Source organism: Streptomyces sp. SID13726 (assembly GCF_010548375.1).
GTDB lineage: Bacteria > Actinomycetota > Actinomycetes > Streptomycetales > Streptomycetaceae > Streptomyces.
The window spans coordinates 341,952-363,061 of sequence record NZ_JAAGLY010000005.1 but is presented as its reverse complement, the minus strand read 5'-3'; the positions used below and the strand labels follow the sequence as shown (position 1 = coordinate 363,061).

The following is a 21,110-nucleotide window of genomic DNA, read 5'->3' as shown; positions in this document are numbered from 1 at the left end:
AAAGTGACCGCCATACCCATCCCGTCCAGCCGCCACCCCCAGCGCGCCCAAGTACGACAGGTCCCCTCCCCCGTGTTCTCCTCCCCGCCCTCCCCAACCACCCCCCTGCGCAACCTCCCCCGCCCCACCTGGCTGTCCGATCCCAAGGTGCTGCGTACCGAGGTGCTGGGTGGGCTTGTCGTGGCTCTCGCTCTTGTTCCGGAGGCGATTTCGTTCTCCGTCATTGCGGGGGTTGATCCGGCGATCGGGTTGTTCGCCTCGTTCACCATGGCTGTGACCATCGCTGTTGTGGGTGGGCGGCCGGGCATGATCTCCGCGGCTACCGGGGCTGTCGCGCTGGTCATCGCGCCGGTCAATCGGGAGCACGGGTTCGGGTATCTCGTGGCGACCGTGATTCTGGCCGGGGTTTTCCAGATCGTGCTCGGGGTGCTCGGAGTCGCCAAGTTGATGCGGTTCGTGCCGCGCAGCGTGATGGTCGGGTTCGTCAATTCGTTGGCCGTGCTCATCTTCATGGCTCAGGTGCCGGAGATGACGGACGTGCCGTGGGGGGTTTATCCGCTCATCCTGGGCGGGCTGGCGTTGATGGTGTTCTTTCCCAAGGTGACGACCGTGGTGCCGGCGCCGTTGGTGTCGATCGTCGTGCTCACCGTCGTGACCGTGGGTGCCTCAATCGCGGTGCCGACCGTCGGGGACAAGGGGGAGCTGCCGTCCGCCCTGCCCGTGCCGGGGTTGCCGGATGTGCCGTTCACCCTCGACACGCTGACGACCGTCGCGCCCTACGCGCTCGCGATGGCGCTGGTCGGCCTGATGGAGTCGTTGATGACGGCCAAGCTGGTCGACGACATCACCGACACGCGTTCGTCGAAGACACGGGAGTCCGTGGGACAGGGTGTCGCCAATATCGTCACCGGCTTCTTCGGGGGTATGGGTGGCTGCGCGATGATCGGCCAGACGATGATCAACGTACGGGTGTCCGGGGCCCGGACGCGGCTGTCGACGTTCCTCGCCGGTGCGTTTCTGATGGTGCTGTGTGTCGTGTTCGGGCCTGTCGTGTCCGCGATTCCCATGGCCGCCCTCGTCGCGGTGATGGTCATGGTGTCCGTGGCCACCTTCGACTGGCACTCCATCGCGCCCAAGACCCTCCGGCGGATGCCGGCCGGGGAGATCACCGTCATGGTCGTCACCGTGGTGTGTGTGATCGCCACCCACAACCTCGCCGTCGGTGTCGTCGTCGGCTCCGTCACCGCCATGGTCGTCTTCGCCAAGCGGGTCGCCCATCTCGCCGACGTCACCTCCGTGCTCGACCCCGACGGTGCCGGGGTCGTGTACCGGGTCACCGGTGCGCTGTTCTTCGCCTCCGCCAACGACCTCGTCGGCCGGTTCGACTACGCCGGCGATCCCGGCAAGGTCGTCATCGACCTCACCGCCGCGCACATCTGGGACGCCTCCTCCGTCGCCGCCCTCGACGCCGTCGAGGCCAAGTACGCCCAGCGCGGCAAGAGCGTCGAGATCATCGGCCTGAACGAACCCAGCGCCCGGATCCACCAGACCCTCAGCGGCGAGCTCACCGGCAGCCACTGACCGGGGCGACCATTGACCGGGACACCCACTGACCGCGACACCCACTTGCGGCAGAAATTAGGTAAGCCTTACCATCATCAGCCGCACCACCCCCGCACCATCCCCGCACCACCCCCAGGGCAGGACACCCCCCGTCCCCGCCCGCGGCGAGCGCTTCATCGACGCAGCCTGGCCGTTCCGTTGCCGGAACTCGCTCCCAGGACGCGCACTTGACGAACTCGCCCGGTCTCCACGACCCCTCCCGCGACCACAGCGACTGCGGAGTCGGGTTCATCACCCGTCTCGACGGCACGCCGAGTCATGACGTCATCCGCAAGGGGGACGAGGCGCTGTGCGCCATTCCGCACCGGGGCGGCAAGTCCGCCGAGGGGGTCGGGGACGGCGCCGGGGTCAGTGTCGATCTGTCCGTGGAGTTCTTCGGGGCGATCACCGGGGAGCGGCTGCGGGCCGGGTTCTTCGGGGTCGCCAACTGCTTCGTGCCCAGCGGTGCCGCGCAGCGCGAACGTGCCGTCGAGCTGGTCGGGCGGTGTGTCCGTGAGCAGGGCTTCGAGTTGCTGCTCGTGCGGGACGTTCCCGTGGACCACTCCGTCGCTCGGGCCGCCGCCGAGCGGTACCAACTGCCCATCGTGCAGTGGGTGTTCCGGGCGCCGGAGGGCTGGGCGCGCGCCGACGTCGACGCCGCCGCCAACCGTGCCCTGCTCGCCGTGGAAGCCGTGGCGTACGGCGGAAGCAGCGACGACAGCAGCGATGGCAGCGACGGTGACAGCACGGCCTACTCCGGGCTCTACCCCCTCTCCCTCAGCGCCCGCACCCAAGTGCTCAAGGGCCGGCTCAACTCCGCCGAAGTCATCCCCTACTTCCGGGATCTCCGCGATCCCCGCCACTCCGTGCGCTCGCTCTACTTCCACACCCGGTTCTCCACCAACACCGAGCCGCACCCCACCATGGCCCAGCCGTTCCGGCTCATGGCGCACAACGGCGAGCTCAACACCGACCGGAAGAACCGGCTGAGCGACGAGGCCTTGGCGCGGGCCCGGACGCGGAGCATCGTGCGGCCGCCGGGGCAGTCGGACTCCAGCCGGCTCGACCAGACGTTGCAGAGCCGGGTGTTCGACGACGGGCTCGACCTCGTCGAGGCCGTGGTGTCGCTGATGCCGCCCGCGTGGGAGAACGACCGGACGCTGCCGGTCGACGTCCGGGACATGCTGGAGTACTTCTCGCTCTACGAGGAGAAGAACGACGGGCCCGCCGCCGTCATCTTCAGCGACGGGGACGTCGTCGGGGCGCGGCTCGACCGGCTCGGGCTGCGGCCGCTGCGGACCGTCGAGACCGCCGAGTACCTGGTGGTGGCCTCCGAGGCCGGGCAGATCGCCTTTCCCGACGACGAGGTCGTACGGCGGGGGCGTATCGAGGCCGGTGGCATGCTCGTCGTCGACCACCGCACCGGACGCACGATGCGCACGCGCGAGGTGCTGAAGGAACTCGCCTCGCGACGGCCGTACTCCCGGCTCCTCGCCGCCGCCCGCGTCAACCTCGACGACCTGCCCGCGCCCGACTACTACCGCGGCACCACCACGCTCGGCTACGACGGCGATCTCACCCTCGCCGGGCGGTACGTGGCGTACTCGCTGAACCAGGAGAGCTTCCGGTTCATGCTCGACCCGATGCTCGCCGACGGGTCGGAGCGGATCTCCGCGATGGGCTACGGCAACGCCATCAACGCGCTCAGCGACACCGAGGGCGGTATGGCGAAGTACTTCTCGCAGCGGTTCGCGCAGGTGACGAATCCGCCGTTGGACAGCATCCGCGAGGCCGACGGCATGAGCATGCGGGTCGCGCTCGGGCCGAAGCCCGACGGGACGCACGACACCAACGGCAGGCAGCTCATCGTGTCCTCGCCCGTCCTCGGGCATCTGGACATGGTCCGGCTGCGGGACCAGGAGATCGTGCCGCTGCGGCGGTTCGACATGCTCTACGAGCCGAAGGGCGGCCAGGAGACCGCCAACGCCGACTCCCTGCGCGCCGCGCTCCGTCAACTCTGCGACGACGTCGAGCGGTTCGCGACGGAACACGGCGGCATCGCCCTTCTCAGCGATCGCGCCGTCTCCTCCACCCGGGCGCCCCTCCCCGTCATCCTCGCCGTCGCCGCCGTGAACCAGCGGCTCATCGAGACCGGGCTGCGGCTGCGGGTCTCGGTCGTCGCCGAGAGCGGTCAGCTGGCCTCCTCGCATCACGTGGCCACCGCGCTCGGGTTCGGCGCCTCCGCCGTGTACAGCCTCAGCGCGCGGCTGCGTGCCGAGGAGAAGTACCCGAGCGCCCCCGCGCCGGCGAACGAGATCACCGAGACCGACCGCGCGCTCGCCAAGTTCCGCAAGGCCGCCGAGAAGTCCCTCGCCAAGACCATGGGACGGGTCGGGCTGTGCACCGCCGAGAGCTACATCGGCGGCGAGTTCTTCGAGCCGAACTACCTCGACACCCGCGACGACATCCTGGCGAGCGTCTTCCCGCACATGGAGGCGCCCGTCGGCGGGGTCGGGTTCGCGCGGATCGCGCAGGCCGCCACCGAGTGGCACGAGCGGGCCCGTACGGTCCGCACGGAGCAGCAGATCCCGCTGCTCGGGCTGTTCAAGGAGCGGTCGGACGGGGCGGGGCACTCGTTCGGGGTCACGGCCGTGCGGGGCTTCGGGGACATGACCGAGGAGAAGCCCCGGTTCCGCGAGGACCGGGCCGGTGACTCGGACGCCCTGCGGCTGCTCACCCTCGGCCAGCTCGACGACGCCTTCGGCATCACCGACGCCGCCTACCGCAACACCGGGTACGACGCCCTCAGCGACGCCGAGATCGACGCGTTCCGGATCACCCCCGGGTACCGGGCTTTCCTGCGGACCACGCACGAGGAGCGGTCCCGTCGGCCCGCGGCCCTGCGGGACGTCCTCGCGCTGCCCGCCGATCTGACCGGGCTGCGCACACCGGAGGACTTCGCACGGGAGCTGGGCCGGTTCTCGACGGAGGGGAACGCGAGCGTCACGGTCCGGGGTGTCGTCGTGTCCCGCACGGACCAGGGCACTGTCCGACTCCGCTTCCCCCAACCGGACTCGGACCGTCACACCGCCCTCGCCGAAGGGCTTGCCCGGCTGGGCGAGGAGATCCTCGTGGTGAACGCCGACGGTGTCGAGGCGACCGGTCCTCTCGCCCGCCTTCTCGCCGACGCCCCCCACAGCGTCCCCCTCGACGAGGTCCAGCCCGCCCACGAGATCACCCGCTCCCTCGCCTCCGGCGCGATGAGCCACGGCGCCCTGGTCGCGACCGCCCACGAGGCCGTCGCGCACGGCACCAACATGGTCGGCGCGATGTCGAACAGCGGTGAGGGCGGCGAGCACCACACCCGGTACGGCACCCTCCGCGGGTCGCGGATCAAGCAGTTCGCGTCGGGCCGCTTCGGTATCTGGGCCGGTTATCTCGCCGACCCGATGCTCCAGGAGCTGGAGATCAAGATCGGGCAGGGCGCCAAGCCGGGCGAGGGCGGACAGTTGCCCGCGCCGAAGGTCACCGTGGACATCGCGGCGGCGCGCGGCGGGACACCCAGCATCGAGCTGATCTCGCCTCCCCCGCACCACGACACGTACTCCATCGAGGACCTGGCGCAGCTCATCCACGACTGCAAGGCCGCCCGGGTACGGGTGGTCGTGAAGCTGGTGTCCTCGGAGGGCATCGGCACCATCGCGGTCGGCGTCGCCAAGGCCGGCGCGGACGTCATCAACGTCGCCGGGAACACCGGCGGCACCGGGGCCGCGGCCGTCACCAGCCTGAAGTACGCGGGCCGTTCGGCGGAGATCGGGGTCGCCGAGGTGCACCAGGCGCTCGTCGCGAACGGGCTGCGCCAGAAGGTGGTCCTGAGGTGCTCGGGCGCCCATCAGACCGGCGGTGACGTCGTCACGTCCGCTCTTCTCGGCGCCGACAGCTTCGAGTTCGGGACGACCGCGCTCATGATGCTCGGCTGTGTCATGGCGAAGAACTGCAACGTGAAGTGCCCCGCGGGACTCACCACCAACCCCGAGGTCTTCGAGGGCGATCCGCGCGCGCTGGCGCAGTACCTGCTCAACATCGCCCACGACGTACGGCAGATCCTCGCCCGGCTGGGTCTGAGGTCCCTGCGGGAGGCCCGGGGGCGCACGGATCTGCTCCAGCTGCTCGACCACCCGGCGAGCGTGGGCCGCCTGGACGTACGGCGGCTGCTCGCGCGCGTGCCCGAGAAGGCCGTAGAAGATCCGGAGTACCTGGAGAAGGACTTCACCACCGACGACTCGCTGATCGAGCAGGTCAGGGCGGCGCTGCTCGACCGGCGCGAGCCCACCGTCCTCATCGACGGCATCCGGCTCGGCAACAGCGACAAGTCGGTCGGCGGACAGCTCTCCATCGACGTCGAACGGCTCCTGAACCACGGGAGCTCCACACCGGCCCCCGCGATCACCACCGACGACCGCGGCCGCCGCCGCCTCACCGACGACGCCGTCCGCATCCGCACCACCGGTTCCGCCGGGCAGTCGTACGGCGTCTTCTGCAACGACGGCATCACCCTCGAACACACCGGCACCGCCAACGACGGCGTCGGCAAGAGCCAGAGCGGCGGGCGGATCGTGGTGCGCGCCCCGGGCGGCGGGGGTGCCGAGCGCGGCGGGAACGTGCTCGTCGGGAACTTCGCGCTGTTCGGCGCGACCGGCGGGCGGACCTTCGTGCAGGGCGAGGCCGGTGACCGGTTCGCGGTGCGCAACTCCGGGGCGACCGCGGTCGTCGAGGGGCTCGGCGACTTCGGCTGCGAGTACATGACCGGCGGCACGGTGCTGAACCTCGGCGGCTTCGGCAAGGGTCTCGGCAACGGGATGAGCGGCGGTTTCCTCTATCAGTACGACCCGACGGGCGCCCTCCCCGACCAGGTGAGCGCCGACTCGCTGCTCGTGTTCCCCGTCACGGACGTCGAGCACGGCGCCTTCCACGAGAGTGCCGTACGACTGCTGCTGACCTGGCATCTGGAGGCCACCGGGTCGCCGCTCGCGGCCCGGCTCCTGGCGGACTGGGAGCAGGAGCGCGAGCACGTGTACTGCGGGATGCCCCGCGCGCTGCTGCTGTACCAGGACGCCGGTGAGATCCTCGCCGCGGCGACCCGGGGGCGGCTCCTGGACGAGCTGGCGACCTCGATCGCGACGGACAAACTGCGCGCGTTCAAGGTGGACTACCGCGACCGGCGGACCGTGCTCGGCGGCCGGGCCCCGGCCTTCGGGGACCAGGGCAGCGACGACATGTTCTCGCTGCTGTCGTCGTACACCGTGCTCGGGGTCGCGCAGGACCTCGCGCTCCAGCGGGTGCCCAGCGCGAGCGGTCCGGACGATCCGCGGGTCGCCGAGGCGGTGCGCAATCTGGTGCTCACCGAGGACTTCTTCGTGAAGCAGCAGGTGGTGAAGTACCTGCGCGGCACGCTGGAGCGGTTCGAGGACGGCGAGCTGGCCACGCTGATCGCGATCAAGCGGCTCGACGACTACAAGCGCGCCCTGAAGCAGCGCAACAACCTCAGCGTGGACGCCCCCGGCACCTACGGGTGGATCATCCACCAGACCGCGAAGAACGCCGGCCGGGCCCGTGCCGCCCGCTTCGACGAGCTGCTCGCGAACGCGGCGCTCGACGACATCGCCGGACGGCTCGCCCGGCTCCCGCAGGCCCCGACCGAGGCAGTGACCACGTGACCCTCATGCCCCCCACCGGGTCCCTCATCCCGGTCGACGCGCCCTTCTCCGCCCAACAGGAGTCCTGGCTCGCCGGGTTCATCGCCGGTATCGCGGCGGCCGGACGCCGGGCCGGCGCAGCGACGGACGCGCCCGCCGCGACGGTCGACGTCCTGTTCGGCACCCAGACCGGCAACTCCGAGCTCCTCGCCGGTGAACTCGTCGCCGGGGCCCGCGCCCGCGGCCTCGGCTCCACGGCCACCGCGCTCGACGACGTCACCCCCGAGAAGCTCGCCGCGATGTCCCACGTCCTCGTCGTCACCTCGACGTACGGCGAGGGCGAACTCCCCGACAACGCCGGGCTGTTCTGGGACGCCCTCCAGTCCGGCACCGCCCCGCGCCTGGAGGCCGTGCGGTACGCGGTCCTCGGGCTCGGCGACCGCGGCTACGACGACTTCTGCCAGGCGGCGAAGCTCATCGACACCCGCCTTGAGCAGCTGGGTGCGACCCGGCTGCACGAACGCCTCGACTGCGACGTCGACTTCGAGGAGCCCGCGGCGGCCTGGACGGCGGAGGTGCTGGAGCGGCTGGCCGCGGAGACCGGCGCGCAGGGCGGCGGCGCTGTCGCCGAGGCACCGGAGAAGGTCCGCTCCCCGTGGAACAAGCGGACCCCCTACCGGTCCCGGCTCACCACGAACCGCCTCCTCTCCGCCCCGCACAGCGCGAAGGAGATCCGGCACTACGAGTTCGACCTCGGCGACAGCGGCATCACCTACGAGGCGGGTGACGCGCTGGCCGTCGTACCGCTGAACGACCCTGCTCTGGTAGAGGAGTTGCTGAAGCACCTGGGCGCGGGCGACGACCGGGGCACGGCCGAACTCCTGCGTACGGAACGGGAGATCCGTACGCCGTCGAAGGAGCTGATCGCCGACCTGGCCGAGCGGGCGCCCGCCGGTGAGCTGGCCTCCGTCGTCGCGCACGGCGACCGCTTCGACCTCGACTCCTGGCTGTGGGGCCGGGACGTTCTGGACCTGCTCAGGGACGCCGGGACCAGGGCTCCCTCGCTCGCCGAACTCCTGCCGTTGCTACGGCCGTTGCAGGCGCGTCAGTACTCGATCTCGTCGAGCCCGCTCGCCCACCCGGGCAGCGTCCACCTCACCGTCGCGTCGGTGCGGTACGACAGGTACGAGGGCGTGGCGTCGACGTATCTGGCGGACCGGGTGGGTGAGTCCGGGGCAGGCGTCTACCTCCAGCCGAACCCCGCCTTCGGCGTCCCGGCCGACGACGACGCCCCGATGGTCATGATCGGCCCCGGCACCGGTATCGCCCCCTTCCGCGGCTTCCTGCACGAGCGGGCCGCGCGGGGTGCCGCCGGGCGCAACTGGCTGTTCTTCGGCGACCGGCACCGCGCGACGGACTTCGTGTACGAGGACGAGCTGGACGACCTGCGAAGGCGCGGGGTGCTCAGCGAACTCGACCTCGCGTTCTCCCGCGACCAGGCCGAGAAGGTGTACGTGCAGACGCGGATGCGGGAGCGGTCGCGCGAGCTGTACGCCTGGCTGGAGGAGGGCGCGCACGTCTACGTCTGCGGTGACGCCTCCCGGATGGCGAAGGACGTCGAGGCGGCCCTGCTGGGGGTCGTCGCCGAGCAGCGCGGACGCGGCGCCGACGACGCGGCGGAGTACCTCGCGGACCTGCGCCGGGCCAAGCGCTACGTACGGGACGTGTACTGAGGATGAGCCACCACGACGGGTGCGCGTTCGAGGGCTGCTGCGGTCGCCGGGGCGGCGGTGTGCGGCTGATCGACGCGCGGATGCCGGAGCTGGCGCGCTGCCTGACCCTCTTCCGGTACGTCCAGGCGGTCACCGGCGGCCCGGTGGCCCGTATCGACCAGGCCGGCAGCTACGCCGTACCGAGCCTGCGCGGCGACGCGTTCGCCGTCCGGCCGGGCTCGATCGCCCTGCGTCTCGACGCGGGCGGGGTCGCCTCGGCGGTGGTCGCCCGCGACGAGGGCACCGGCACGGTCGTCCTGCGCCTGCTGGACGCGGCGGGCCGGACCGTGCACCAGGGGCGGCTGCTCTCCGAGGCGGACCGGCTGCTGGCCGGGCTCGCCGGCACGATCGACGCCGGTTCACCGGCCGCCGCTCCCCCGGTTCCGGTCCCCGGATCAGGGGCGGGTGCGTGGGAGGACGGCGACCAGCTCGCCCAGCTCGACGCGATCCTCGTGGACGGCGGGCTCGCCCGGCGCCGGTCCTTCGGCCGCTACGGCGGTGAGCACCGGGCGGTCGACGTGGACGTCGTGTCCGCCGTGCTCGACCACGTGTGCTCGGTCGGACTGCCCATCGGTGTCGCGGTGTTCGGCCCGTCGGCCCTCCAGGCGTGCGGCGGCCCGGTGCACGTCACCGACCGGACCGTGGGCGGGCGGGTGTTCGCGGCGCTCGCCGAGAGCTCGGTGGAGATCGACCTCGCGCGAGTGCGCGCCTGCCACCTGGTCCGCTCCACGGCGGCCCACGGCCCGACCTCGGCGCTCGAACTCGACGACGGGGACGGCCGCTGTGTCGCCGTCATCACGCAGTTCGGGATCGTCGGGGCACAGGTGCACTCGGCCTGGGAGCACCTGACGGCCTCACTGCCGGACGCTTGATTGCGTGACCTTTAAACTGTCGCCGTGGAGACAGCGCAGACAGTGGAGCCCGCGGACGTGACCGGCTGGGAGGCCGCGGTCCTCGACGGCGGCCCGGCCGACGGCATGCGGCTCAAGGTCGCCGACCGGCCCCGGGTGGTCCAGGTGACGTACCCCTGCCGGGCGGAGTCCGCCCCGCCGGGGGTGCGTGTCGAGGGGGTCTACGTCTACCGGCTCGACCACAGCGTGACGGCCGAACCCCTGCGCTACGGCTTCGACATCGCCTGCCCCTGAATCACGCGGGGTGCCGCCCGGTCAGCTGCCGTACCGCAGCCGTTCGTAGCGCGTCCGCGCCGCCACCAGGCCCACCGCGTACAGCGCGAGCACGCCGGCGAGGAGCGCGTAGTACAGCCCGGGCAGCGCGCTCAGGCCGACGGCGGCGCCGAGCGGGGACGCGGGCAGCAGCAGGCCGATCCCGGCGAGAGCGAGGGCGGCCCAGGTCACCGGGCCCGGCCGGCGCAGCACGCCCCGGGACAGGCCGGTCCGCAGCAGCACCATCACCACGGCCTGGGTCAGCAGGTTCTCGGTGAACCACCCGGAGTGGAACAGCGCCTCCTCGTTTCCCGCCTCCCGCAGCGCGAGCGCCAGCACGCCGAAGGTCGCCAGGTCCGCCACCGCGTTCAGCGCCCCGAACCCGACGATGAACCTGAGCAGTTCGCGCGGGTCCAGGACACTCGGGCGGTGCGCGGCCGACGGGTCGGGACGGTCGTAGGAGAAGGCCAGCTGTGCCGCGTCGAAGCACAGGTTCTGCACGAGGACCTGGGCCGGGAGCATCGGCAGGAACGGCAGGAGGAGGCCCGCGGAGAGCATCGCGATCACGTTGCCGAGGTTCGAGGAGAGCGTGACACGCAGGTAGGTCACGATGTTGCCGCCCGCGTGCCGGCCGGCGGCGACCGCGTGCCCGATCGCGGTGAGGTCCTTCTCGGCGAGCACCAGGTCGGCGCTCTCCCGGGTCACCTCGGCCGCCTCGCGCGGGGCGATGCCGACGTCGGCGGCGCGCAGCGCGGGCAGGTCGTTGACGCCGTCGCCGAGGAAGCCGACGGTGTGGCCGCCGGCCTGGAGGGCGCGGGTGATCCGGGTCTTGTGCTCGGGGGTGCAGCGGGCGAAGACCGTCGTACGGCGGGCCAGCCCGGTGAGTTCGGCGTCGGTGAGCGCGTCGACCCCGTCGGCGGTGACGGCGTCGGCGGCGACCACCGGCAGCCCCAGGTCCCGGCAGGCGCGCAGCGCGGTGCCCGGGTGGTCGCCGGTGAGGACCTTGACGGTGACGCCCCGCGCGGCGAGCTGGGCGAGCGCCTCGGCGGCGGTGGGGGCGAGTTCGTCCCGCAGGGTGAGCAGGCCGCGAAAGGTCAGGCCGCGCTCCACGGCACGGTCTCCGGCGGGGCGTTCGGCGGTGGCGACGGCGAGAACCCGCAGCCCGTCGGCGGCCTGGCGGTCCGCGAGCGCGCGCAGGGCGGACCGTTCGTCGTCGGTGAGCAGGCAGCGTGCGAGTACGGCGTCCACGGCCCCCTTGGTGATCAGGGTCCGGGTGCCGAGCCGGCCGGGGGTGCGGACGACGACCGTGGCCAGGCGGCGGACCGGGTCGAAGGGGAGGGCCGTGTCGCCGTCGTGGGCCAGGAGCGCCTCCTCGTCGACGACGGCCTGCAGCGCCTCGTCGAGGGCGTCCGGGGTGGGCACGTCGGCCAGCTGGAGGGACCACCACGCTGCCGCCGCCGCCAGGCGCAGCACCTCGGGGTCGTCGTCGCCGTCGGCGTCCAGGGCGCGGTGGACGACGGGCCGGTCCTGGGTGAGGGTGCCCGTCTTGTCGACGCACAGGACGTCCATGGCGCCGGTGTCGTGCAGGGCGGGCAGGCGTCTGACGATGACGCCGTGGGTGCGGGCGAGGAGGGCGGCGCCGCGGGCCAGGCAGGTGGTGACCAGGACCGGGAGCATCTCGGGGGTCAGGCCGACCGCCACGGCGACCGCGAAGGGGAGGGTCTCCAGGCCCCGGCCGCGCAGCCCGGCGTTGGCCATCAGGACCAGGGGCGGGGTGAGGAGCATGAAGCGGATCAGGATCCAGGAGATCCCCTGGACGGAACGGTCGAAGGACGTCGTCAGAGGTTTCCCGGCGGGCCGGTGGGCGGCCGAGAGCCGGGTCCCGCCGCCGGTCCCGGTGACGACGGCGACGGCGCTGCCGGTGGCGACGCTGCTGCCCTGGAAGCAGAGCCGGGGGTCGTGGAGGGGACCGGTGCCGTCCGGGTCGCCGTCCGCGGACTTGGCCACCGGGGCGGACTCCCCGGTGAGCGCGGCCTGGTGCACCGTCAGACCGGTCGAGCGCAGAAGCCGTACGTCCGCCGGGACCAGGTCGCCCGGGCCCAGCCGTACGACATCGCCCGGGACCAGGTCCTCGACCGGGATCTCGCGGGCGGCCGGCGTCTCGTCGTCGTGCGCCCGGCGCAGGACGCAGGCGGTGTTCGCCACCAGTTCGCGCAGTCCCGCCGTGGAGCGGTCGGCCCGCTGTTCGCCGGAGGCGCGCAGCACACAGCTGACGACCACGAGGAGCAGGATCACCGCGGTGGTGCCCCAGGAGAGCACCACGGCCGACACCAGCCCGAGGCAGAGCAGCACGGCGGTGAACGGGTCCCGCAGGCTCCGCGCGAACAGCCGGGGCCAGGAGGGGGACCGGCCGGCCGGCAGGACGTTCGCGCCATGGCTCGCCAGCCGCTGCTCGGCCTGCTCCTCGCTCAGCCCGCGCGGACCGCTCTCCAGCCGCCGGAAGACCTGGAGCAGGGAGAGGGGTTCGTCCGGTACGGCAGGCCCCGGGGCCGCCGACGTCTCAGACACCGGCCTCGCGCAGCCGGCCGGCCGGGCTCCCGGTCTCGCGGGCCGTCAGCTGGCCGACCATCACGCGCACCACGGTCACGATGTCCGGGTCGTCGACGTAGTAGACCTGCCTGCGGCCCTCGCGGCGGGCCCGGACCAGTCCGGCCAGCTTCAGTTTCGCGAGGTGCTGGCTGACCGCGGGCAGCGCGCCGCCGACCCGGTCGGCGAGGTGGGTGACATCGCTCTCGCCCTGGGACAGCGCCCACATGATGTGCAGCCGGGCCGAGGAGGCGAGCAGTCCGAACGCGGCGGCCGCGTCGGCGAGCACCTGTGCCGACGGGTCCTGGAAGCCGCCGACGACCTTCGCCACAGTCCGCTCCCGTCCCTCGCCGATGTTCGGCCCAGTGTAGGTGGGGGCGGCTGACCGTCCCGCTTCGTCCGGTACCGGTCCCTCCCCTCGTGGGGACCGGTACCGGAGGAAGCGGGTGTCCGTGGATGCGATTGGCCGAGAACGTGCGGCGCGCTGGTTGGCGCGCGAGGCGCTGTGCTGGTGGCCTGTCAGGGAGTGATCCGACGGCGACGCCGCGGGGTCATGATCCTGCCAGCCGAGGCAGCAGAAGAGGAGGTTCCGGTGCCGGATCCAGCACTTAGCCGCAGGTCAGCCGTATAAAGTGGGTTTTCCGGTCCGGATTCGAGCGCGAGGGAAGTAAGGGGTGGAACCTTGAGTTCCGACTCAGGGGCACGCACGGCCTTCGCGGAACGTCTCGCCCTGTTGTACCGCGAGGCGGGTAATCCGCCCCTCAAGCGGGTGTCCGAAGGCGTCGGCCGGCTCCAGCGCGTCGACGAACGGGGCCGCCCGGTCCGGGTGTCCGCACAGCGCATCAGCGACTGGCGGCGGGCCCGTAACGTACCGGCTCAGTTCACCGCGCTGGCGGCGGTGCTGCACATCCTGATTCCCGAAGCGCGCCGGATCAGTCCCGCTCCCGTCTCCGCGGGACTGTACGACCTGGGCCAGTGGCAGCGGCTGTGGGAGCGGGCGCTGGCGCCGGAGGAGGAAGAGGGGCCCGAGGCGGAGGCCCCGGCCCCGGCCGGTGTCTGCCCGTACCGGGGGCTCGCCTCCTACCGCCAGGAGGACGCCCGCTGGTTCTTCGGCCGGGAGCGCAGCACCGAGTCGCTGGTCAAGCTGGCGCGCTCGGCGGCCGAGTCCGACTCGGGCGGCCTGGTGATGCTCGTGGGCGCCTCGGGCGCGGGCAAGTCCTCGCTGCTGAACGCCGGTCTGGTGACCGCCCTGGAGGACGGGGCACTGGACGGCGACGGCGAGTCCGGCCGGCGCACGATCCTCCAGCTGGTGCCGGGCGCCGATCCGCTCGCCGAGCTGACCGGCCGGATACCCGGGCTGGAGGCGGTCGTCGCCGACGCCGCGGACACTCCGGGGGAAGCCGCCGCCGTGCGGGAGGCGGTCGCCGCCTGGGCCGGGCGGGCGGGTGCCGCCCGGCCCGTCGTGATCGTCGACCAGTTCGAGGAGGCGTTCACCCTCTGCCCGGACGACTCGGCCAGGCGCCTGTTCGTCCGGCTGCTGCACGCCGCGTGCACCCCCGCACAGCCGGGCGAGGAGGCTCCGGCGGTCGTCGTCCTCGGGGTCCGCGCCGACTTCTACGAGCGCTGCCTCGACCACCCCGAGCTGGCGGACGCGCTCCAGCACCGGCACATGGTGCTCGGACCGCTCACCAGCGGCGAGCTGCGCGAGGCCGTGACCGGTCCGGCGAAGGCCGCGGGCCTGGAGCTGGAGCCGGGGCTCGCCGAGCTGATCGTGCGCGAGGTGAGCGCCGACCGCCCGCGCGGTGGGGGCGCCTCCCCTGTCTTTCGGACCATGGGGGAGCACGACGCGGGCGTACTGCCCTTGCTCTCGCACGCCCTGCTCGCGACCTGGCAGCGCCGCAAGGCCGGCCGGCTGACCCTGGCCGGCTACCGCGCGGCCGGCGGCATCCAGGGCGCGGTCGCGGCCACCGCCGAGCGGGCCTGGTCCCGGCTCGACCCGGCGGCGCGCACCGCGGCCCGGCTGCTCCTGCTGCGCCTGGTGCGGCTCGGCGAGGACACCCAGGCCACCCGCAGGCGCGGCACCCGCAGGCAGCTGGCGGCGGAGTCGACCGACCCCGGCAAGACCGAGGAGTCCCTCGAAGCGCTGGTGCGCGCCCGGCTGGTGACCCTCGACGCGGAGAGCGTGGAGATCACCCACGAGGCGCTGCTGACCGCGTGGCCCCGGCTGCGCGAGTGGATCGACGAGGACCGCAGCGACCATCTGCTGCGCCAGCGCCTGGAGGAGGACGGCCGCTCCTGGGAGGGCTCCAACCGCGACTCCTCGCTGCTGTACCGGGGTTCCCGTCTGGAGCAGGCCCGCACCTGGGCGAAGTCGGCCGGCGACACCTTCCTGACCCGCAGCGCGGTGGACTTCCTGGCCGCCTCGGTACGGCTGCGCCGGCGCACCGTCCTGATCGCCCGGGGCGGGGTCGCGGCGCTGGTCGTCCTCGCGATCCTGGCCGTCGGCTCGGCCGTGGTGGCCTGGCAGCAGCGCAACGACGCCGTGTTCGAGCAGGTCGTCGCCGAGGCGGACCGGGTCCAGTTCACCGACCCGTCGCTGTCCGCCCGCCTCGACCTGGTCGCGCACCGGCTGCGCCCCGACGACCAGGGCACCAACTCCCGGCTGATCTCGATCGTCAACGCGCCGCTGGCCACCCCGCTCACCGGCCACACCGGCGCCGTCTACCTCACCACCTTCAGCCCCGACGGCAAGACCCTCGCCACCGCGAGCTACGACCGGACGGTCCGCCTCTGGAACGTCGCCGACCGCGGTCGCCCCGAGCCGCTCGGCACCCCCCTGGCCGGCAACTCCAGCTGGGTGAGCAGCGCGATCTTCAGCCCCGACGGGCGCACGCTGGCCAGTGCGGGCGACGACGGCAGGATCCGGCTGTGGGACGTCACCGACCCGGCCCGTCCGAAGCCGCTCGGCGCCCCCCTGACCGGGCACCGGGGCACCATCTATCTGATCGCCTTCAGCCCGGACGGCCGGACCGTCGCCTCCGCGGGCGAGGACAGGACCGTACGGCTGTGGGACCTCGCCGACCGGACCCGGCCGAAGCCGCTCGCCACCCTGTCCGGGCACACCGCGGCCGTGCGGTCGGTGGCCTGGAGCCCGGACGGACGCACCCTGGCGGCGGGCGGCGACGACACCACGATCCGCCTGTGGAACATGGCGGACCGGCGCGACCCGAAGCCGTACGGCACCGTCCTGAGGGGCCACACCGACCTGGTGCACTCGGTCGCCTTCAGCCCGGACGGGGACACGCTCGCCAGCGGCAGCGCGGACGACACCGTACGGCTGTGGGACGTGACCGATCCGGCGCACGGCGAGCCGATCGGGTCGCCGCTCACCGGGCACACCGGGCCGATCTGGTCGGTGGCCTTCAGTCCGGACGGGTCGACGCTGGCCGCCGCCAGCGCGGACTCCACGGCGAGCCTGTGGAACGTCAGCGACCCGGCGTTCCCCTCCCAGGTCGGCGAGCCGCTGGCCGGCAGCAGCGGGGAGATGTACGCGCTGGGCTTCAGTCCCGACGGCAGGACGCTGGCCACCGGCAGCGGGGACAGCAAGGTGCGGCTGTGGTCGATCCCGACCTCGGACGTGGTGGGGCGCAGCGGGGAGTTCCGGCCGGACGGGCGGGTGCTGGCCACCACCGCCAACGACGGCGGGGTCCGGCTGTGGAACGTCACGGGCTCGGGCGCCCTGAAGCCGCTGAGCAAGCCGTTCATGCGGGCCGAGGGCGGCCAGGAGATGGTGTTCTCGCCCGACGGCCGCACCCTCGCGGTGCTCACCGGGAGCCGCACCGTCTATCTGTGGGACGTCGGCGACCCGGCCCGGCCGGTCTCCGCCGGTCCGCCGATCGCGCTGCGGACCCGGTTCATGGGCCCCGACGCGCTGGCGTACAGCCCGGACGGGCGCACCCTGGCCACCGCGTACACCGACCGCTCCTTCCAGCTGTGGAACGTCACCGACCCCGACCACGTGGTGCCGTACGGTCCGCCGCTCACCGGCCACAAGGGCTACATCAACTCACTGGCGTTCCGGCCCGACGGCCACACCCTGGCCAGCGGCAGCGCCGACGGCACGATCCGGCTGTGGAACGTCACCGACCCGGCCCGTACGACACAGATCGGTTCGCCGCTGTCCTGGCACGCCGGTCCGGTCAACGCGCTGGCGTTCAGCCCGGACGGGCACACCCTGGCCAGCGGCGGGGACGACGACTCGGTCCGGCTGTGGAACGTCACCGACCCGTCGGAGGCGGCCCGGATCGGCTCGCCGCTGACCGGCCACACCGAGGCCGTGGTGTCGCTGACGTACAGCCCGGACGGACACACCCTGGCCAGCGGCGGCAACGACAACACGGTCCGGCTGTGGAACGTCACCGACCCGTCGGAGGCCGGGCCCATCGGCCAGTCGATGAGCCCGAACGCCAAGACCGGCAACTTCCTTCAGTTCAGCCCGACCAGCCGGCTCCTCGGGGTGTCGAGCGGCTCCGACACGGTCCGCCTGTGGGACCTCGACGTGGACGACGCAGTCAGCCACATCTGCGCCACGACCCGCAATGTCCTCACGCCCCGGGAGTGGCAGGAGTACCTGCCCCGGCTCTCGTACGATCCTCCCTGCGACTGAAGCGCATTACGTGATCCCGCTCACAACTCCTCGTCCCAGCCGAGCAGTCCGCTCCCGCCGCCCATCCAGCCTTGTTACTGTTGGCCATAGCCCGACCGCTGGTGCATCCCCCGTCGCCAGCGGTCGGGCGTTTCGCTGCCCCGGGGAAAGGTGATGACTGCCGTCATGACCAGGCACATCACCGTCGTCACCGCCGTCCACGCCCCCTCCGCCCGCTTCCTTCCCGAGGCCTGGGCGTCGCTGCGTGCCCAGGAGCTGCCCGGGGGCTGGGAGTGGCGGTGGGTGGTCCAGGAGGACGGACGTACCGACGAGGTGCGCCCGTACGTCCCAGACAACCCCCGGGTGACCTTCCGCCAGGGCCGGCCCGGCGGCCCCGGTGTCGCCCGCACCATGGCGCTCGCCCACGCGCACGGCACGTACGTGCGGATCCTGGACGCCGACGACCAGCTCACCCCGGGCGCGCTCGCCCGTGACCTGGCCGCCCTCGAAGCCGACCCGGCGCTCGGCTGGGCCGTCTCCCGCGCGCTGGACCGGCTGCCCGACGGCTCGACGGCCGGCTTCCCCGGGGACCCGGCCGAGGGACCTCTCGACCGGGGTGCCGTACTCGCACACTGGGCGGCGCACGACTTCCTCGCGCAGGTCCACCCGGCGACCCTGTGCGTACGCCGGGAGCTGCTGCTGGCGCTCGGCGGGTGGATGGCGCTGCCCGCCTCCGAGGACACGGGGCTGCTGCTGGCGCTGGACGCGGTGAGCCGGGGCTGGTTCACCGCCGAGCCCGGCCTGCTCTACCGCAAGTGGGAGGGCCAGGTCACCGGGCAGCCGGCCCATGTGGACCCGGCCGAGCGCACCGCACGGATGGCGGTGGTGGAGGCCAGGGCGCGGGCGCTGGCCGGGTGGCGGTGGCCGGGCGCCGACGGAAGCTGATCCTCCGCACGTGTACGTTGAACTGTCCATCGACTCAGGGCTGTCAGGGGTAACCGCACACATGGCACGCGTCGCCGTCATCACCGCGCCCAACATCGGGTACCGCAACACCGGAATGCTCACCGTCGACCTGGCCTTCGACTCCGTACGACGGCGGATCGGGCCCGGTGTCGAGCCGACCTGGTACACCCTGCACACCCCGGAGACCGTGCCGCTGCGCACGGACGCGGCGGGCACCGAACTGCCGTTCCGCTTCCGGTCCCTGATCGAGCACGTCGACGAACTCGCCGACCACGACGCGGTGGTGTTCTGGGGCGACTTCCTGCACACCCGGCACTACCTTGCCCAGGACGCCACGAACCGGCTGCTCGACTTCGGCTTCGCCGCCGATCGGGCGGCCGCCCGCGCGATCCTGCACCGCACGCTGCTGCTCGCGGACCAGCCGGACGAACTGCTCGCCCGGACCCTCAGCTACGGCGGCACGATCCTGCACAACACCCAGTCCGACTACTCCGGCTGCTCGGGCGACGACGACAAGGAGTTCGGCCCGCTGTTCTCCCGCCTGGTGACCCGCAGCCACCGCATGTGGCTGCGCGACCCGGTCTCGGCGGCCCGGGTCGCCCGGCTGCGCGGGGACCGCACGACCGAGCACTGGGGTTCGGACGCGGCCCTGCTGAACCGCCCGGACGACCTCGCCCGGCTCCCGGCCGGCGACTGGTCCCGGGAGGTCCCCGAGGGCGGCGCGATCGGGGTGTTCCTCGGTGCCAGGACCGCGGTGCCCGAGTGGCTGCCCGGCTTCTGCCAGGAGATCTCCGACCGCTTCGGGGCCCCGCTGGAGTGGCTGCCGTGGTTCGACCGGGCCGTCCCGGCGGGCGTGGCCCACATCCCGGCCCGCGTCCCGGCCGGCCCCGCCGAGCGGACCGTGGGCGACCTGCTGCACGTCCTGCCCCGCTACCGCCTGGTCATCACCGACACCTACCACCTGGCCGTCAACGCGTGGGGCGCCGGCACCCCGGTGGTGTGCGTGGGCGCCCCCGAGCCGGTCCCGACGACCGACGACGACTACCTGACGCTGAGCGAGGTGAAGAAGCACGTGTTCCACATGGCCTACGAGGCCGGGGACTTCTACTTCTCCACCGTCCCCGACACCCCCGAGTACCGGCGCCGCCGCCTCGACCGCCTGGTCCGGCTCGTGGAGGACGGCGGGGCCGGCGCCATCGCCGAGCGCGTGCGCGGCCACGCGGACGAGTCGGAGACGGCGTTCGCCGGGGCGCTCAAGTCACTTGTGGGCGCCTAGGGCCTGTCGTTTGGATCAGTCCGGCGTCGCGGGCCCTGGCACGCACATCTGCCGCGTTGTCGTCACTCGCCGACGCTCCGCGTCGACTCCCTCCTCCGCCTTGCAGCTGCACGCACCAGACCCCGCTCGGCCTGCCCGATCTGCACTGTTTCTCACAGCCGGCCTGATCCAAACGACAGGCCCTAGGCCTTGTCGAAGTCGAGGTCGAGCATGCGGATGGCGTTGCCTCGCATCAGCTTGTAGATCACGTCGTCGGGCAGCCCGGCGACATGGTCCTCGGCGACCTGCTTGGTGTGCGGCCAGGTGGAGTCGACGTGCGGGTAGTCGGTCTCGAAGGTCGCGTTGTCGACGCCGACGGTCCTGATCGCCTCGATGCCGTGCTTGTCGCGGAAGAAGCAGCAGAAGATCTGCCGGTAGTAGTACGTCGACGGCGGCTCCGGGACCAGGTCCTTGACGCCGCCCCAGGCCCGGTGCTCCTCCCAGACGTCGTCGGCGCGTTCCAGGGCGTACGGGATCCAGCCCATCTGGCCCTCGCTGTACGCCAGTTTGAGCCGGGGGAAGCGGACCAGGACCCCGGAGAAGAGGAAGTCCATCATCGAGGCCATGGCGTTGTTGAAGGACAGGGACGCCTGCACGGCGGGCGGGGCGTCGGGGGAGGCGGCCGGCATCTGGGAGCTGCTGCCGATGTGCATGTTGACGACCGTGCCGGTCTCCTCGCAGGCCGCGAAGAACGGGTCCCAGTAGCCGGAGTGGATCGACGGGAGCCCCAGATAGGTGGGGATCTCGCTGAAGGTGACGGCCCGTACCCCGCGCCGCGCGTTGCGCCGGATCTCCGCGACCGCGAGGTCGACGTCCCACAGCGGGATGAGGCACAGCGGGATCAGCCGGCCGCCGCTGTCCCCGCACCACTCCTCGACCATCCAGTCGTTGTAGGCGCGCACACAGGCGAGGCCGACCTCCTTGTCCTTGGCCTCGGAGAAGGTCTGCCCGCAGAAGCGCGGGAAGCTCGGGAAGCAGAGCGAGGCCTCGACATGGTTGAGATCCATGTCCGCCAGCCGCGCCCCGGGGTCCCAGCACCCCCGCCGCATCTGCTCCCGCGTGATCCCGTCCAGCGTCATCTCGTCCCGCGAGAACCCGACGGCCGCGATGATCCGCTTGTACGGGAACAGGTTCCCCTCGTACTCCCACCAGTCCGTGAGCTGCCCCTCCGGATCAGTGGTGAACCGGTACTTCCCCCCGACGTAGGCGAGTTCCCCGATCCCGGCGGTGAACGGCTTCGGCCCCCGGTCCCGGTACTTGGCCGGCAGCCAGGTCTCGAAGAGATGCGCGGGCTCGATCACGTGATCGTCCACGCTGATGACTTTGGGCAGTTCGGTGGTACCGGTCATTACGTGCCCCCTAACC

11 protein-coding genes are annotated in these 21,110 nt (G+C 72.4%); 8 read left to right on the top strand and 3 right to left on the bottom strand.

Translation table 11 applies throughout. The features are described 5' to 3' along the window. The first annotated feature begins 72 nt into the window (after positions 1 to 72). The 5 genes from G3I78_RS15940 (at position 73) to G3I78_RS15920 (ending at position 10,215) form a co-directional block, all read left to right on the top strand. Positions 73 to 1,581, top strand: a complete 1,509-nt coding sequence (locus G3I78_RS15940; protein WP_343243780.1) for a SulP family inorganic anion transporter — start codon at positions 73 to 75, stop codon at positions 1,579 to 1,581. Positions 1,582 to 1,790: 209 nt separating this feature from the next. Continuing rightward, positions 1,791 to 7,319, top strand: a complete 5,529-nt coding sequence (locus tag G3I78_RS15935; protein ID WP_164424820.1) for a glutamate synthase-related protein — start codon at positions 1,791 to 1,793, stop codon at positions 7,317 to 7,319. Positions 7,320 to 7,324: 5 nt separating this feature from the next. Then, positions 7,325 to 9,031, top strand: coding sequence for a sulfite reductase flavoprotein subunit alpha (locus tag G3I78_RS15930; protein WP_164425314.1), 1,707 nt, complete (start codon positions 7,325 to 7,327; stop codon positions 9,029 to 9,031). Positions 9,032 to 9,033: 2 nt separating this feature from the next. After that, complete coding sequence (locus G3I78_RS15925) at positions 9,034 to 9,942, top strand: hypothetical protein (protein WP_164424818.1); 909 nt, start codon at positions 9,034 to 9,036, stop codon at positions 9,940 to 9,942. Between the two features lie 42 nt (positions 9,943 to 9,984). Further along, entirely contained in the window at positions 9,985 to 10,215 is a 231-nt protein-coding gene (locus tag G3I78_RS15920) for a hypothetical protein (RefSeq protein WP_343243779.1), read from the top strand. Positions 10,216 to 10,236: 21 nt separating this feature from the next. Here the strand turns inward: G3I78_RS15920 and mgtA are convergent, their stop codons facing one another. After that, positions 10,237 to 12,801, bottom strand: a complete 2,565-nt coding sequence (gene mgtA, locus G3I78_RS15915) for a magnesium-translocating P-type ATPase (RefSeq protein ID WP_164424816.1) — start codon at positions 12,799 to 12,801, stop codon at positions 10,237 to 10,239. Further along, positions 12,794 to 13,150 carry a metalloregulator ArsR/SmtB family transcription factor gene (locus tag G3I78_RS15910; RefSeq protein WP_164424814.1) on the bottom strand — a complete coding sequence of 119 codons (357 nt, stop codon included), beginning with the start codon at positions 13,148 to 13,150 and terminating at the stop codon, positions 12,794 to 12,796. Before G3I78_RS15910 ends, mgtA begins: the two co-directional genes overlap by 8 nt. 351 nt (positions 13,151 to 13,501) lie before the next feature. Here G3I78_RS15910 and G3I78_RS15905 point away from each other — a divergent pair, with 351 nt between their 5' ends. The 3 genes from G3I78_RS15905 to G3I78_RS15895 all read left to right on the top strand — a co-directional run bounded on the left by G3I78_RS15905 (position 13,502) and on the right by G3I78_RS15895 (position 19,706). Further along, positions 13,502 to 17,485 (top strand): AAA family ATPase, encoded by a 3,984-nt coding sequence (locus G3I78_RS15905; RefSeq protein WP_164424812.1) that lies wholly within the window; start codon positions 13,502 to 13,504, stop codon positions 17,483 to 17,485. A gap of 165 nt (positions 17,486 to 17,650) precedes the next feature. Beyond that, a complete protein-coding gene (locus G3I78_RS15900; RefSeq protein WP_164424810.1) occupies positions 17,651 to 18,409 on the top strand; it encodes a glycosyltransferase family 2 protein in 759 nt (252 codons plus the stop codon). A 61-nt stretch (positions 18,410 to 18,470) separates the two neighbouring features. Then, positions 18,471 to 19,706, top strand: a complete 1,236-nt coding sequence (locus G3I78_RS15895; protein ID WP_164424808.1) for a polysaccharide pyruvyl transferase family protein — start codon at positions 18,471 to 18,473, stop codon at positions 19,704 to 19,706. A 182-nt stretch (positions 19,707 to 19,888) separates the two neighbouring features. Here G3I78_RS15895 and G3I78_RS15890 read toward each other — a convergent pair whose 3' ends face one another. Next, on the bottom strand, positions 19,889 to 21,094 hold the full coding sequence (locus G3I78_RS15890; protein WP_164424806.1) for an amidohydrolase family protein: 1,206 nt from the start codon (positions 21,092 to 21,094) through the stop codon (positions 19,889 to 19,891). Positions 21,095 to 21,110 lie beyond the last annotated feature (16 nt).

Coding starts and splice junctions, on each gene's coding strand:
- G3I78_RS15930 (WP_164425314.1), top strand. CDS start 7,325: ATGCCCCCCACCGGGTCCCTCATCCCGGTCGACGCGCCCTTCTCCGCC.
- G3I78_RS15895 (WP_164424808.1), top strand. CDS start 18,471: ATGGCACGCGTCGCCGTCATCACCGCGCCCAACATCGGGTACCGCAAC.
- G3I78_RS15925 (WP_164424818.1), top strand. CDS start 9,034: ATGAGCCACCACGACGGGTGCGCGTTCGAGGGCTGCTGCGGTCGCCGG.
- G3I78_RS15890 (WP_164424806.1), bottom strand. CDS start 21,094: ATGACCGGTACCACCGAACTGCCCAAAGTCATCAGCGTGGACGATCAC.
- G3I78_RS15900 (WP_164424810.1), top strand. CDS start 17,651: ATGACCAGGCACATCACCGTCGTCACCGCCGTCCACGCCCCCTCCGCC.